The following is a 15,283-nucleotide window of genomic DNA, read 5'->3' as shown; positions in this document are numbered from 1 at the left end:
TATATTTAAAATGATTTTAATTCAATTCAATATAATCATCACTGCCAATCACCTGGAAATCACTGCTTTTATTTGACTTTTTACTTTTCTTAGAAGATTTTCCAGAACTAGTAGTCGGACGCTGTGGACGCACCGTTGGTCTAGGTGTTGCCTGTGGTTTTTTTGTTGGTTCTGGTCCTTTACTGACAACCAGCTGTATTGTCGTATTTTTCTTGACTTTTGAAGAGGCCTTTTTGTTTTGCGAAATCACCTTTCCTTTCGAATATGAGCTGCTATACTTACTTTTCGTTTTCAACTTCAATCCACTCTTTTTTAATTTGCTTTTTGCTGTTGTCAAACTTTTTCCTTTAACATTAGGAACCGTCATCAACTCTTCACCCTTACTAACTTCCAAAGTTACAACAAGTGGTTGAGACTGATTTAATAAACTTCCAGCTTCCGGTAACTGACTGACAATATTGCCAACCGGAACCGTATCGCTATAAACTTCAATTGTTTTAATATTCGCACCTTGTTGAATCGATTGAATTTGCGGTGTTATTTCCTCAATCTTTTGATTTACAAGATTAGGCATTAAAACTTCCGGTGTTGCTGTTACTTCCACTGTAGGTGTTGGTGATGTTGTCGGTGTAGTAACCGCATTTTCTTTTGATGCAACATTAGTTAATTCTTTTTTATCACCAGAATTTTGTGCTGTAAATACGAAAATTCCTCCAATCAAAACAATAGCTAACGAAACAATCACAGCAAGTATCTTTTTTTTGCCATTAAATTTCACAATTCTATTTTTTTCAACTACTATCTGATCGATTTTTTCAGCTTCATCCATCAAAACTGTTTTATTCTCATCATCCATTAATACTGTACTATTATCATCCAGAACATTTTCACCAACTGCACTCTCAACCTCCATCGAAGCCATATCTTTTTTTGGAATAACACGTTTTTCCTCTTCACCGTATATATCATGAATCAAATCACTCATCGATTGATATCTGTTTTTAGCCAAAACACAAAGTCCTTTATCAATTGCATCGGCAATTTTTGTATCTAATTCGATATCATATTCTTTTAGCGATACGTATTTATCTTCTAATACGCGTTCCATGGATTCCGGTGGAATTACACCCGTCAGCATATAATACATCGTTGCACTCAGTGCATAAATATCCGTCCATGGTCCCTGATGTCCTTTGCTGCGATATTGTTCTTCCGGTGAAAATCCTCTTTTTAGCATCACGGTCAAACTTTTTTCGTCTTCCTCCTGCGCTACTCGTGTAGCACCAAAGTCAATCAATTTGACCTGCCCATCTCGGCGAATCATAATGTTATCCGGACTGATATCTCGATGAATCATACCGGTTCGATGCATTTGCTCTAACGCTTTCATAACAGGTTTCATAACCTTTAGCACATCTTCCGGCTCCATTTTCCCATTTTCTTTTAAGTATTCTTTTAATGTTTCTCCATCTACATACTCCATGATAATGTAAGCTGTTTTGTTTTCATTAAAGAAATCACGAATTGAAACAATACCTTCATATGCTTCTAATTTTGACATACTGCGTGCTTCTTTTACACTGCGACGCATACCCTCTTCAAAACTCTTTTCATCTGCATGATCAAACATATAAATTGTATTATTTCCTGTTGTCGTATCACGGCTGGCTATTTTAGGAGGAAAAAATTCTTTTATTGCAATTGGTAGTTCTAGTTTTTCATCCCATCCAATATATGTGATACCAAACCCACCTTCACCAATCACTTTTCCAATAATATATTTTCCTGCAAGTTTCGTCCCTAAACGCAGACATCTTGGATTGACTTTATACGCATTGGGGTTGAATCCGCAATGAGGACATTTGATATCATCCGTATTAATTTCCTGCATACAGCCCAGACATATTTTTTTGTTATTCTCACTCATACTCTGCCTCCTGCTAATCAATCTAGAAAAACAGCAATTGCTGAATAATTATCCATATTTTCATTTTTACCATTTTTTTTGACAACCTTAGTCATTTTTCCAAGCCAATCCTCTGCTGTCTTCGCTCGCTTCAATGTCTTTTCCATATGTTTTTCATCAATATATTCCCAAAAGCCATCGGAACAAAGCAAAAATTGATGCCTGTTTTCATTTTTTTCAATTGTCTGCACTGAATTCAATATTCCTGTTTGATCGTGCATGCCAACCGCTCGTAACAAACGATTTCTATCCTGATGATGGCGAATTTCTGACTCGTCAATTTCTCCTGTTGCTGCAAGGACTTGACAAACACTGTGGTCTTTTGTTCTCTCAACTATTTTTCCATCTGAAAAATGATATAATCTGGAGTCACCAACATGTCCCCAGCTAACTTGATTATCATCTACAAGCAAAACAACTAATGTCGTCATCATATCTTCGGTTATATCTTCCTGTCCTTTTACTTCCATCAAATTCCGTTGACATTCACTCACCATATCCGTAATAAATTTTTCAAGACATTTTTTTCTCTTTTGGTCATATTTCTTTTTGACTTCCTCCACTACAAATTTTGATGCTACATCTCCTTTTCCCTGTCCTCCTAATCCATCAGCCAAAGCAAAGCAGCCTTCGTTTTCTGTAGCAACAGCATAAGTACTATCTTCATTATATGGCCTATCGCCCTTATCACTAAACACAGCGTATGTAAGCATAATGTCCACTCCTTGTTTTTTACTTAAAGCACTTAACTTTAGCCTCTTGATGCATATACAGATACTGTTTTCCGATAAATGGAAAATTAAAACGAACCTTGTAGCTTGCTTTCACAACAACATCATCACCAATTTTTGATCCAGCAAAATTAATATCACTTACTCCATGTTCAATACCAGCCCATTTTATATAAGTTTCTCCATCCATTGTATTGTTAGATGTTATAACATATTTGAACTCCTGTTTAATAACATCCACGTCCCCTTTATGTGTTATTTCATTTACCTGTTTTCTAGATGGCAACTTGCCTTGTCCAAAAAACAATTTCATATATTCATAAAACTGTGTTAATCCATCTGCCACAATCTCCACCTTTGAATCAGGCAATGTTTCATCATATACTGTTTGAATAGATAGATTTCTTGCCGTCTGAAGCACTGCATGATTCACCATATTTTGTGCAATGTAAAGTTTTCCAAAGGACAATATAAATACAATCAATAAAATAAAAATAGTAAATGAAATTGATGCTTCTATTGTCATAATGCCATCTGAACGCTTAATATCCATTGTAAGTCACCTCATTCATTTTAAATAAATCGATCGAAAAACTACCACCTGACATTGATTTTACTGGTAATAGCGGATTTAAAGTAGCAGTCACATCGCTTCTTAAATATGTATTAGCTTTACTAAGTTTAAATGTTGCCTTTCCTTTTTTCTTTCTTTCCTCATAACGCGTTTCCATTTGTATCACGTCCCCCATTCGCTGTAACGAACGCCCCTGCGGCAGAAGAATTAAAAATAAAAGCAAATATTCTTTGTATGACCAATCCCAAAAAGGTATTTCTTTTGAATCCTGCAGAAAATTTTCTGTCTTCTTTTTATTTTCTTCTTTTTTATCATTTTCCATGGCATCATCACATATATTCTCTATATAAGCCAATAGTGTGCCTTCTGGATCCTCTAATGTTTCTTTTGATAATACTAAATGTTTTTTTATCAAAGGAACTTTTGTCTCCACACGAACTAAAAGATTCATGTCCACATTTGCTTCATAATAATTCCATGCCAAAAAAACAAGGGGCGCAAATATCGAGCAACTGCTTATAATCTCCATGCAATTTTCATCCATTAACATTGTTATCATATTCGAAAGCATTCTTAAAACAAGGATTCTGCCAAATACTTTCTCTTGATTTACTTTTTCACTCGGATTTCCGTACAAAACATATTCCAGATTGCACGAATTAAATATTTGCGCATCCGAGTAATTATCATTTCGAATGTCATCTAACCTTGTTGTTGCTTTATTTTTGATATAATAACTTGTCAGCAATTTGTCTCCAATTCCATCCACTAAACTTTCTAATACAACCTTACCCTGACCATTTATCATAAGTTTAGCAAGCCACACAACACTATCATAAATATTTTTCACATCATTAATTATTGGTTTTAAATTCAGCAAAACCTTTACAACATTAACGTTAGTTCCTGGCATTAATATCATAATCGGATCATGATTACTATTTCTGGAAATCAAATCATAGACCCCCTCATACAAATTATCCATTTTTTGTATAATCTGCTCATATAAAGCATCATCATTCTGGCTCTCTTCTTCTGATAACCGGTCAATGTCTGCCAAGTATTCTGGCGGAACATATTTTTTTGCATCTTCTAACAGTTTTGTTTTATTATTCAAATCTCTTAATCGGTTTTCATTATCATCTGCATCTCTTGAATTATTTGTTCGAAGTGTCTGTTGAGACAATATCACCTTTTTCCCTGGTACACTCCTATATGGAAATGGTGTCAATGTGTTTCTAAGCTTCTTTAACCCTTTAATTATTTTCATAATTGGACTTGCATCCGCTAATACTTTTTTTAATTTCAACCCATTAATAGCTACTGCCAATGTTCCTGCATCTATGTAACTCATGTGATATTTTTTTAAATCAGAAACCGTTGGTATTTTTACGTCGTCCTCTGTCATATTATCAATATTCTTATCTTTTATTTCCTTTGATTTACTCTCACATAATTTTAATCCACCATCCACTTTATTAATATATTTTTGAAATCCGCCCTGAAAGGCTTTATTTATCGCTTCTAATATGGCTTGGCAAATATCTCCCTGTTCACTTCCTAACTCTCCTGATAGTTTTGAAACAGTATCACCAAGTTCTTTTACTTTTGTTTGATAAGCAACCATTTTGTCTTTTACATTATCAATAGCTTTTATATATTTCTGCTGGCAATCCATCACCTTGTTTGTTGCCTTATCTAATTTTTTTGTATTCTTTTTCCCTAACAAATTCTTTTCATTACCTATAATGTTCTCAATTTCATCAATAGTAAATGACTCGCCAATATTTTCAAACTCATACTTACTTTCTTTTACAAGTTTGAACCATTCATCAATCGTTGCATCTTTTTTCAAATTCAGACTATCAATTCCATCAAATCCGGGTATCATATTCTGCAAATTGGTTAATCCCGTTATTTCTGTTTGTTCGTTTGCAGCCAAATACTCTTGAATATTTTTAGCCACCTGAATAATAGATGCAATTTCCTGTTCTTTTGATTTCAGTTTATTTATTATTTCATCACGCTTTTTGATTGCGTCAAGCAACTCATCTTGTGCTTTTTTATATGATGTTCCTTTTGCTGGAACTTCTTCTTTCTGAAAGAATTTTTTTATATTTCTCCAGCCATTTGCCGCACTTTCAAAAATGTTATATCCTTCAATGCTTCCTTCTAAATCCATAATTGTATACATAAATTCTTTTGTTTTAGAGACAAAATCTATGCATGCACTCAATTGCTTAATAGATGTTTGAACTGCATTGTACATATGAGAACCAAAGATTTTCTTCCCTAATTCTTTTAAAATATCTTTTTTGATTTTTTCAAGATTCACCGCATACTCACACAAATCAGCCGGTGCCCGATATTTTGAGTATTCCTGTATCTGCCTAAGTAAAACATTATTTGTTCTTAAACTATAAAAAGTATCTACATCTACATCTTTTGTTAACTTCATTAGTTTAGATGCTGCCACTGCATATTCACTTTCTGTTGGAACAGTCTGGCAATTTGCTTTTAAATACTTTACAAAATTATCTTTCAATTTTTCTTCATCTTGTTCATCAAATGCAAATAATCCAAACTTGCTATACAAAGTCTCATTGTAATCGGCAAGAATAGAAATGGCTGCATTTTGTGCTGCTTCTTCCAATAAGTTTACTGCACTCTTATAACGTCCAATTTCCATCAACATGGTACTAAATATCATAGTTGGAAATAGAACAATTAGTAAGAATATTGAAACAATGCCTTGATTTCTTTTATTCATACAAAATTTCAACATCTCTATGTGACCCTCCTCTATTTCTTTATGTAATCAATCATTTGCCTTACCAATTTTATTTCTGGTGTTTCTGTTATTTTTTCAACCTGTTCCCACAAAAAATCAACCGCATTGATATAAGAAATAGGGTCAACGCATTCCGCACAAGCAGTCACACGAAACTCTACCTTGTCGTTAATTCCAAGCATAGATACAAGTGGAATATGATACGATTCCGTCATCGTAACTATTAAATCTTTCTGCATTGTTTTTCCTTGCTTTATATCAACTTTTGCTTTTATTTTTACACCATCTTTTTTCAGCAAACAATTTTTACTCAATAAATAATAGCCAAACCATTCTGCCTGACGTTCAATTGGCAAATCTAGCTTGTCTGTCGTCCCAAAAATCTCCCGATATAACACACTTCGATTATTTAATTGTTCTTTATTAATAAAGCTCATAAATGGGTCTTTATCAGAAAACCCATAGTTTGCAGAAACACAGCTTACTGTATTATTTGCAACTGTCGTTAAAGTAATTCTTTGATACATTAGTAACACAAGAAACATTAGTATCCCATAAATAATAAGAACCAATGGAAATACAATACTTGCTTCTATTATCATTTCTCCCTTATCATCCTTCATCTTTTATCCCCTCTCTACCACTTAAATAAGTTTCTTAATTATTGTCCACAAATCGTTTTCTTTGACAAAACAAGTTTTGTCCTTTGTAAAATACAAAACATCCTGATAGTCACCCTCCATTTGAAATTGGTTTTCGGCATTTATAAATCCCCATTTCCCATCTTTTTTTACTCCCGCATAACCATTACTGAATGCCTTTGCCTCTTCATATTGTGGTTCTATTACCACATTTCCCTTATAATCTGCAAACCCCCATTTTCCATCTTTCTCAAATGCAAAATATCCGCCCCCATAACATATGTCCACATCATCACAAACAAAAGCTGATACCTTTTCCATTTTAGCATTCAACATATGCCATCCACCTTCTTTAGCAAAAATAACATCGTTTGTAATGCATTCTTGTAGATTGTTTAATTTTATATCGCTATATTTTAAAGATATCCTTTTCCCTTCTCCATTAACAATATACCAGCTGCCGTCTTCATTCACCGCTGCCATATTCTGATTAAATTTTCCCACATAATCAAATTCTTTTGACGTATATGTTCCATCTAATTTTATCCAACTAGATTTATCACCCTTATTTATAACAACCAGACCATCTCCTATTCCACATGATGATTTAACATCTTCATCTAAATACTTCCATCTCTTTCCGTTTTCATCCGCTATATATACAAACTGTCCACTTTTTACAACTGCATATCCATCATAATAAGGGGATGCAAAATCATACATACACCCTATCTGTGTATTACCGAGTCCATCAACATATCCATATTGTTTGCCATCCGAAACACAATACCATTCTCCATTAGAATATTTAACATCCTGAAAGCAAACATCAAGTTTTGCATATTCTTTTGATAATCTTTCATAAGCCTGATTAATTTTATCGCTTGATATATTATTGATCAGTGCCCTTTGAATCACTTCAACCATCTGTTCATTCTCATTCTCCTTGTCGAAATACTCTAATGCCGTTTCATAAATTCCTACTTGATTCCATAATTGATCTACGGATGCTAAAACAAAATCATCAACGATTGTCTGTTCATCTATTTCACCATCCTTCAAAGCCCCTCTATATGCCTGAATCATTTCTCTCCTTACTTCAACCGTATCTGCTTTTTCCAAAGCATCTTGATAAAAATCCAACGCTGCCATATTCAAATTTTTGTCTTTATAATCCCTAGCTGTTTCAAGGGCATTATTCAATTCGTTATCTTCTGTCACTTGCATCTTTGTATTGTCTGCTATTTTTACAATAGCTAACACATTAAATATAATTAATGCTACAATAATTAACCTTTTTCTCGATTTTGAATTCATTTTTTCCTCCTCAATAGCTACCAACAATAGATGTTACAATATAACCAATCAATATTAACGGTGCAAATGGAATCGTTGTCTTTTTTCCTTTATGAAAACACAGCAACATGACAATGCCAATGATTGCCCCTAATAATACAGAAACAAACAAAACAGAATACACAAAAAAAGCTCCTGTATACAACGCCATTAACCCAAATAGTTTTATATCACCCATTCCAATGCCTTTATGCGTTAATGCAGCAAAAATTAAGAGAACCACGACCAAAAGCAATGCGATACCTTCGGAATAAAATTCAAATCGTAAATCACCCCCTAAATTTACATACTCAAAAATATATACTATAAGTCGTATGCACATTCCTGCAAGGAGCATTCCATTTGGTATAATTTTCATTTTATAATCAATCCACGCACATATCAGTAATAGCACATAGAAAATAATCAATTTTATTAGATTAAGTTTTGTGTCTACATTTTCATAAACTCTGCTTATCATAAAAACAGATATAAGACACGACACCAATAGTCCTGCCAATAAATTTTTTTCATCATATTTTAGTTTATTTTTTTCCCCATTCTTATTTATCAGTTTAAATTTTCTTAAACTTGCGTAGCACAATATATGTGAACATATTGCTATAATTGTAATTATTAAATATTTCATTTTTGTCTCCTCGAAAATTTTTATATGGGGGAGAACAGTTTCCCCCATATAAAAGTATCAACTCATGTTTCGCTGAATCGATCCAAAGTTTAGCGACTACCACCACCAGAAGCACCTGGTGCTCCAGAACCGCCTCCGGATTTTAACTTATCAAAGTTTGTAACATTTGCTTCATTGCCACTAATACTGTTCCAAATCGAATTTGCAAGATCAATAATCTGGTCTTTGAAGAATATTCCAAGTGCAATTACAATTGCTAAAATGATAATAATTTCAATAACTGTAACACCACCATTTTGTTCTTTAAACCAATTTACTGCTCTTATCCTCATCAGATTAAGTTCATGTAAAGCTGCATAATACATATTTTTTCACCTCCTTAATTTATATTCTAAACCCCTATATAAAAGGGAATTAGTAACAATTTATTAAAACATATTGGTAACAATTGGCACCATTACCATAATTAAAATTCCAACAAACATCATCATGATTGGAATTAAAACTTTATTGCCAGCCAATTCTGCAAGTTGTATAACTCTTTGTTTTTTTGTATGCCATAATTCTTTTGACATATCACTTAGCATTTCTGCCAGCTCTTTATTTCCTTTTTCCATCCCCTGAATTATAGAAGATGTAAATTTTCTTAATTCCGGTGTGGCACACCGATTAGCAAAACGATTTAATGCCATCTTTAGTGATACGCCATTCTCTATCTCTTCCATTGTTATCTGCATCTGTTTATGTAATTCATCCTCATCTTCATAAGCTATAACTTCCCATGCTTCTGTGACAATCATACCAGCATTGATAAGTAATGCCATAGTAGATGCAACATTTGGAAATTGTAACAAATACCGGTCACTATTTTTCTTTATCTTTTCGGATAACAAAACAATAAAATAGTAATTCACTACAGCAAGTACAACAAGCATCAAAACGACCATCATGAGTCGATCTTTTGGTGAACATACACATAGCAAAAACATAAACACATCTACTAAAAACAATGAGAATGTTAATCTTTGAGCGTAATATACGCTCACATAATATTCTGCATATTTTTCACCATATATTACAACCGCATCTTTTCTCATCTTTAATGCAATTGTGCCTTTCAAATTTACTCGAAGCAATTTCATTAAATGGAATCCTACCCCATAACACTCTTTCAAAGCAAATTCTTCATCATCTAATGGTTCTATTACATTCTGATATTTAGATGAAACCAAAAAAATCACTGTCATCCACATACAAATTGTTGTTATTCCACCAATCAAAATATTTAATATCATAAAACAAATCTCTCCTATGCCTTAATATCTAGTACTTTCCTGCCAACAAAGTAAGCAACAATAAATACAAAAATTGATACTGTTGTCGAAATTATTCCTGAGACAGAAACAAAGTTTTCTGCGAACCCCTCTCCAGAGGATTTCAGCATAGCAATCAAAAAAATTGGCATTAGAATCATGATATTCATTTGATTTGCACTACTCGCTACTTTTGTCTGAATCTCCATTTCTATTTCTATTTTTTCACTTAATATTTCATAGCAGTTCTTTATAATTTCTTTTAAATTGCCACCACGACGGTATGCTACTTCAAACACCTTGCCAAAATTTGAAATATCCTCAATCCCTGATCTGTTTCCGAAATCTAAAAACAACTCCTCTATTTGAATCCCATTTTCCATTTCACGTAAAAAAACAGAAACTTCTTGCACAATATAATCTTTTTCTGTATACTGAATCAACAAATCATCTTTTACCGTTTGCATTGCATTTGGCACATTTTGTCCTGCAGCAATCGAAATAGACAATGATTCTAGCATATCCACAAATTGCTTTCGAATCTTTCTTTTTCGATTTGTTTTTAATTGTTTCCTTCGCATAGGCATAAGAATTTTGAATGAAATCCCTCCAAAAACAACCATCACACTCGTGTTAATTATATAAGTAATTCGAGTAGGTTCTCCATGTATATTAATTCCAATTCCACCATAGAATATATAACCAATAATTGCTCCCAACACAAAAAAGGCAATCGCATATAAAACCCATTCCATTTTTTTCATATAATACTCGTTATAATTTAACACTGGTATTTTCGTCGATGACATATACCACTGTGGCTCTCTCTCTTTTTTCTTGCTCATACAAATCCCCTTTCTCATATAACCTGATTAATTCCGGCAAGTTTCAGTTTATAATCATTCACCAACGGATTTTTTGTTCGTAGCAAACTTCCGCTGACTTTTTCCAGTGTACTATTCTCATCTTCTTCGAACACATACAACGGATTTAGTTGTATCTCACCGTCCTGATATCCTAAAACTTCTGTAATCTCCATTGTCTTACGTGAATGGTCACGCAATCTTGACAAATGAACAATAATATCTACTGCGGACGCAATCTGTTGCCGAATTGCTTCCAGTGGCAGCCCATCTGCTCCCTGCAGCACCATTGTTTCTAATCGGCTCAGCATATCATGAGTCGAATTGGCATGTCCGGTCGACAATGAACCATCATGTCCGGTATTCATTGCCTGAAGCATGTCGAGCGCTTCACCGCCTCGAACCTCACCGACTACAATTCTCTCTGGTCTCATTCGAAGAGAAGATTTAATCAAATCACGTATCGTAATTGCACCAGCTCCTGCTGCATTTGCATTTCTAGTCTCCATACTTACCAGATTTTCAATTCCGGTAATCTGCAATTCTGCCGAATCCTCAATCGTAATAACACGTTCCGTCTTTGGAATATAATTGGAAAGCGCATTCAAAAAAGTCGTCTTTCCTGAACCGGTTCCGCCACTGATAAAAATATTGTATTTCGCCTTTACCAGACATTCTAATTTATCCGCAATCTCCTGTGTCAGAGAACCATAGGAAATCAGTTTATCGATTGTCATCGGTTCCTTGGAAAATTTACGAATCGTTACCGTTGGACCACACAATGCAATTGGTGGTAAAACTACATTAACACGCGAACCATCCGGAAGTCTTGTATCTACAATTGGATTTGCCTGGTTGACTTCACGACCTGCCAGACCGACAATACGCTGGATAATATCCTCCAATCTGCGCTGACTCTCAAACTTGCGGTTTAATTTTGTCAAAGTTCCATTCTTCTCAATAAAAATATTGTCCGGTCCATTAATCATTACTTCAGTCACATTATCATCCGATAAAATGGAATCCAAAATACCAAAACCACGAATAGAACCGTAAATTTCCTGAACTATTTGAACCTTTTCCTCAATTGAAAAGAAGCCATCCTTTGTTTTTTCAAAAATTAATTCTTCGATTTTATCTTCCAGTTCTTCATTACTCATAGATGTTATCGCTAGGTTATCCATGATATACTGTCTGGTTTCCTGGATCATGACATCCATCTGTGTTTCTTTCTTTTCCATGTTTTCCTCCACTACGGTTCTACCCGTATAGCAATTGCTGTTATGTTATCGGTTTCCTCTCTTTTTTTATTTTCTTCCACTAACTCCAACAGATTTTTTTGTATTATTTCATCTTTCTTTGCTTTATTCGGTCGAAGTTTTCTCCACATTTCTTTTTCTTGTAATTTATGGACAAATCCATCCGAGCAAAGCAAAAAAGTCTCTGCCAAATCGATATTTCCGGAAAAGAATTCTGTCTGAATATTGCCCCTTGCTCCAATGCACTGCAGTAATTGATTCTTTCTTGTATCTCTCTCCGCTTCAGTCGGTGTAATAATCCCCATCCGGACTTCCTGCATCACTCTGCTATGGTCGTTTGTAATCTGCTCCATCGTTCTTTTACCGATTTTATAAATTCTGGAATCCCCAACATGTATTCCAAAATAGCGTCCCGGCAACATCAGCAAAAGTGACACTGTCGTTCCCATTGCTCCTCCCATATCATTGCCGTACTCTATGAGATACTTATTGTGCTCTACCAAAAGTTCGTCAAGCTGCTTCCTTAATTGATTTACTTCCACTCCCTGTACTAACAGTTCCTTGAATTCACTGTCATACCATTTTTCTATTTTCTCTATCATGGACTGACTTGCGAACTCTCCATGGGATAATCCCCCCATGCCGTCACAAACCACAGCAAGCCCAACATTTCCAACGATTGAATCCTGAATATGGATACACGCCGAATCCTGATTCACTTTTCTCGTTGTACCCACATCGGATACTACACCACATTGAAACTCCATATTTTTTCTCCTAACGCAGTTGCAGTATATATTCATCTCTTCCAAAACGAATGACATCGCCATCCTTGATTTGAACATTAATATTGCTTTGTATTTTCTCCCCATTGACAAAAGTTCCATTTTTCGAATTGGCATCTCGAACAAAAACAATTTTCCCCTGTTCGTCCAACACGATGCTGGCATGCAGCCTTCCAACTGTCGGTTCAGAGGTTACATAATCTACATACTTTTCTTCGCGCCCAATCTTAAAGTCTTTTTTATTAATCGGAATTTGACTGTTTGTTTTTTTATCTATCAAATATGGCATAAATAATGACGCTTCACTATCATCAGCTAATAAAGTTTCGCCGATTTCCTGTACCGCCTCTTTTTCCTTTTTCTTTGAAACATCCACTGATTTTTTCTGTCCCGGAATTTCAAAGGCAAATGAATCCGCCTGTTTTTTTTCCTGCTTCTTCTCTTTTTTCTTTTTCTTTGAAAATAAGCCAATTATGCCTTCCTTTTTTTCTTCTTTTTCTGTTTTCATAACATCAGAGGATATCTCACTATTGGGGTCCGGTACATTGTATATCACATTTGGTTTTTCTTTCATTTTTACTTCTCTTACTGGTCTTTCACTTTGTTTATTTTCCTTTTTAACGTCTTTGTTTCTTGCAAAACCAAGTGTTTTTATCTTTTCAATTTTTTCTGCATATTCCTTTAAAGTAATTTTTTCATCTGCCAAATAACTTTGCAAAGTTTCTAATTTGCCAATATCATCTTTCATATCATAGTTTAAATTATGTAACAGTGTAATCAGAAAATCTTTCCATGTTATCTGTGCCAGCAATTCATTTTCAACAGGAAGAAACATCAATTCAATCTTTCGGCTCGACAAATCAATAAATATGTTTTCTGCCTCCAGTACAAAATGCCCCTCATTAAGCATATACTGCGCGCAATCCATTATTGCCGCAATGATTCCCTGTACCGCCGGATATAACTCCTCCCAGCGAACAAGTCCGCCTAAAAACTGGGATAGTTTCATCTTATTTGTCATTTCATACATAAACTTAATTTCATCATTATTTTGTGCAGAAGAAAAAGGAAGAAGTCCTTTAATATCATTATTCTTCAACATCTCCACTTCAACATGATCCATTTGTGCTGCATCATCGACACGATACATCAAAAATTTCTTTTCTCCAAATTCAGCTTCCTGAAAACTAATATTTTTATACATACTCCTGTCCTCCCGGCTGGTATATCGATAATAGGCTGGCATTTTCAGCATTTACAAGGGTGTCCATAATTAATTTTTCCATTCTGGTTTCCTTTACATATGGAAGCTCAGCTAAAATAGGCAAGCCAATTTCCCGCCTTGGTCCTTCACATTTATTTTGTATCACACTTACTTTTGTGGATAAATCAGACCCATTCACTTCATCATATTTGCTTATACAAGTCATAAGTGTCTGTGTTTTTTCCGTTGTTGTGTCACTTCCATCTGTAATAAATAAAACACGGTCAGACAGTGGCATAATTTTTTTTGCTGTATCTTCATTCGCACACGGTAAGTCAATAACAATACAATGAAACTTCCCCATTGCCCGCACAGCATCCAAAAATTCATTCCATTCATTTTGATCCAACTCATCAATTTCATTTGGATTCATCGGTTTAGAAAAAAAATAAACGCCACCATAAGTTTGCTTTAACGAACTTTCTATTTTCATTTGCAGATTTCCTTTTCCACATTTCACAGCAAATAAAACATTCGAGAAATTTGAACTTCCTTCTGCGTTCAGAAAATAATCTATATTCGAAAAACTCTCAAGTGACAAATACATCACCTGAAATCCCTTTTTGACAAGTTGCCTGGTGTAGACTAAGGCTGCCGTAGTTTTTCCTACCCCTCCTGCCGCTGAGGTAAAAGCAACCACTGGCGATTCTTTTGACGTTTCATATGAATAAGTAATTCCGCTTTTTTGCTCTGCTATCGTATCTAAAATTCCTTTATATAGATTTTCTACTTTTTGATATTTGCAAATAGCCGGTCTTCCATTCATTTCCTTAATTCCCATTTCTGAGGTTAATATCATACTCTTTTCTTCAGCTTCTTTGGGAAGCAAAGACGCAACGGAAAGCAAAATATCATATGCTCTGCTTGAAATATATTTTTTTAATGCCGTCGAATCCGAAAATGTGACGATATCAACTTCATTAAAATAATAAATTTTAAAGGCACGAATAAAATGATCTATGTATTTTTCGTCGGTATCTGCTAAAACAATTCTTATCTTCATCATACTCTCCTCGTCCAAAAATCTATTTAATAAATATATTTACTTATATTATAGTAAATATATTTACTAAAATCAATAGTTAATCTTCTCTCTATGCTATTATCAGTAT

14 protein-coding genes are annotated in these 15,283 nt (G+C 34.3%); all 14 read right to left on the bottom strand.

What is annotated here, in order from left to right; genetic code table 11:
• Positions 1-16 precede the first annotated feature (16 nt).
• The 14 genes from DW019_RS02295 to DW019_RS02230 all read right to left on the bottom strand — a co-directional run bounded on the left by DW019_RS02295 (position 17) and on the right by DW019_RS02230 (position 15,177).
• Positions 17-1,927, bottom strand: a complete 1,911-nt coding sequence (locus tag DW019_RS02295) for a PASTA domain-containing protein (RefSeq protein ID WP_118442393.1) — start codon at positions 1,925-1,927, stop codon at positions 17-19.
• A 17-nt stretch (positions 1,928-1,944) separates the two neighbouring features.
• Positions 1,945-2,679 (bottom strand): protein phosphatase 2C domain-containing protein, encoded by a 735-nt coding sequence (locus DW019_RS02290; RefSeq protein WP_118442392.1) that lies wholly within the window; start codon positions 2,677-2,679, stop codon positions 1,945-1,947.
• A gap of 19 nt (positions 2,680-2,698) precedes the next feature.
• Positions 2,699-3,250: a TadE family protein gene (locus DW019_RS02285; RefSeq protein WP_118442391.1), complete on the bottom strand. Its 552-nt coding sequence runs from the start codon at positions 3,248-3,250 to the stop codon at positions 2,699-2,701.
• Positions 3,240-6,056 (bottom strand): DUF5702 domain-containing protein, encoded by a 2,817-nt coding sequence (locus DW019_RS02280; RefSeq protein WP_118442390.1) that lies wholly within the window; start codon positions 6,054-6,056, stop codon positions 3,240-3,242. The genes DW019_RS02285 and DW019_RS02280 overlap by 11 nt, the downstream gene beginning before the upstream one ends.
• 17 nt (positions 6,057-6,073) lie before the next feature.
• The gene (locus DW019_RS02275) at positions 6,074-6,685 is read right to left on the bottom strand and encodes a TadE family protein (protein ID WP_118442389.1); all 612 of its coding nucleotides are present in this window, start codon (positions 6,683-6,685) and stop codon (positions 6,074-6,076) included.
• A gap of 21 nt (positions 6,686-6,706) precedes the next feature.
• Complete coding sequence (locus DW019_RS02270) at positions 6,707-8,020, bottom strand: WG repeat-containing protein (protein WP_118442388.1); 1,314 nt, start codon at positions 8,018-8,020, stop codon at positions 6,707-6,709.
• A 10-nt stretch (positions 8,021-8,030) separates the two neighbouring features.
• Positions 8,031-8,687 (bottom strand): A24 family peptidase, encoded by a 657-nt coding sequence (locus tag DW019_RS02265; protein ID WP_182431021.1) that lies wholly within the window; start codon positions 8,685-8,687, stop codon positions 8,031-8,033.
• Between the two features lie 89 nt (positions 8,688-8,776).
• Entirely contained in the window at positions 8,777-9,052 is a 276-nt protein-coding gene (locus DW019_RS02260) for a Flp1 family type IVb pilin (RefSeq protein ID WP_118442386.1), read from the bottom strand.
• A gap of 63 nt (positions 9,053-9,115) precedes the next feature.
• Entirely contained in the window at positions 9,116-9,982 is an 867-nt protein-coding gene (locus tag DW019_RS02255) for a type II secretion system F family protein (RefSeq protein WP_118442385.1), read from the bottom strand.
• 14 nt (positions 9,983-9,996) lie between these two features.
• A complete protein-coding gene (locus DW019_RS02250; RefSeq protein ID WP_182431020.1) occupies positions 9,997-10,845 on the bottom strand; it encodes a type II secretion system F family protein in 849 nt (282 codons plus the stop codon).
• A 14-nt stretch (positions 10,846-10,859) separates the two neighbouring features.
• Positions 10,860-12,104 (bottom strand): CpaF family protein, encoded by a 1,245-nt coding sequence (locus tag DW019_RS02245; protein ID WP_207663915.1) that lies wholly within the window; start codon positions 12,102-12,104, stop codon positions 10,860-10,862.
• Positions 12,105-12,115: 11 nt separating this feature from the next.
• A complete protein-coding gene (locus DW019_RS02240) occupies positions 12,116-12,889 on the bottom strand; it encodes a PP2C family serine/threonine-protein phosphatase (RefSeq protein ID WP_182431019.1) in 774 nt (257 codons plus the stop codon).
• A gap of 10 nt (positions 12,890-12,899) precedes the next feature.
• Positions 12,900-14,111, bottom strand: a complete 1,212-nt coding sequence (locus DW019_RS02235) for a DUF6382 domain-containing protein (protein ID WP_182431018.1) — start codon at positions 14,109-14,111, stop codon at positions 12,900-12,902.
• Complete coding sequence (locus DW019_RS02230; protein ID WP_118442381.1) at positions 14,104-15,177, bottom strand: AAA family ATPase; 1,074 nt, start codon at positions 15,175-15,177, stop codon at positions 14,104-14,106. The genes DW019_RS02235 and DW019_RS02230 overlap by 8 nt, the downstream gene beginning before the upstream one ends.
• Between the last annotated feature and the right edge of the window lie 106 nt (positions 15,178-15,283).

This window comes from Clostridium sp. AF37-5, assembly GCF_003477605.1.
Classification (GTDB): Bacteria; Bacillota; Clostridia; order Lachnospirales; family Lachnospiraceae; genus Eubacterium_F.
Note: the sequence above shows the minus strand (reverse complement) of the source record. Positions and strands in the feature narration are given on the sequence as shown.

What these genes read in the sequence shown, in the direction of transcription:
- DW019_RS02295 (WP_118442393.1), bottom strand. Translation starts at nt 1,927, where the DNA reads ATGAGTGAGAATAACAAAAAAATATGTCTGGGCTGTATGCAGGAAATT.
- DW019_RS02290 (WP_118442392.1), bottom strand. Translation starts at nt 2,679, where the DNA reads ATGCTTACATACGCTGTGTTTAGTGATAAGGGCGATAGGCCATATAAT.
- DW019_RS02285 (WP_118442391.1), bottom strand. Translation starts at nt 3,250, where the DNA reads ATGGATATTAAGCGTTCAGATGGCATTATGACAATAGAAGCATCAATT.
- DW019_RS02280 (WP_118442390.1), bottom strand. Translation starts at nt 6,056, where the DNA reads ATGTTGAAATTTTGTATGAATAAAAGAAATCAAGGCATTGTTTCAATA.
- DW019_RS02275 (WP_118442389.1), bottom strand. Translation starts at nt 6,685, where the DNA reads ATGAAGGATGATAAGGGAGAAATGATAATAGAAGCAAGTATTGTATTT.
- DW019_RS02270 (WP_118442388.1), bottom strand. Translation starts at nt 8,020, where the DNA reads ATGAATTCAAAATCGAGAAAAAGGTTAATTATTGTAGCATTAATTATA.
- DW019_RS02265 (WP_182431021.1), bottom strand. Translation starts at nt 8,687, where the DNA reads ATGAAATATTTAATAATTACAATTATAGCAATATGTTCACATATATTG.
- DW019_RS02260 (WP_118442386.1), bottom strand. Translation starts at nt 9,052, where the DNA reads ATGTATTATGCAGCTTTACATGAACTTAATCTGATGAGGATAAGAGCA.
- DW019_RS02255 (WP_118442385.1), bottom strand. Translation starts at nt 9,982, where the DNA reads ATGATATTAAATATTTTGATTGGTGGAATAACAACAATTTGTATGTGG.
- DW019_RS02250 (WP_182431020.1), bottom strand. Translation starts at nt 10,845, where the DNA reads ATGAGCAAGAAAAAAGAGAGAGAGCCACAGTGGTATATGTCATCGACG.
- DW019_RS02245 (WP_207663915.1), bottom strand. Translation starts at nt 12,104, where the DNA reads ATGGAAAAGAAAGAAACACAGATGGATGTCATGATCCAGGAAACCAGA.
- DW019_RS02240 (WP_182431019.1), bottom strand. Translation starts at nt 12,889, where the DNA reads ATGGAGTTTCAATGTGGTGTAGTATCCGATGTGGGTACAACGAGAAAA.
- DW019_RS02235 (WP_182431018.1), bottom strand. Translation starts at nt 14,111, where the DNA reads ATGTATAAAAATATTAGTTTTCAGGAAGCTGAATTTGGAGAAAAGAAA.
- DW019_RS02230 (WP_118442381.1), bottom strand. Translation starts at nt 15,177, where the DNA reads ATGATGAAGATAAGAATTGTTTTAGCAGATACCGACGAAAAATACATA.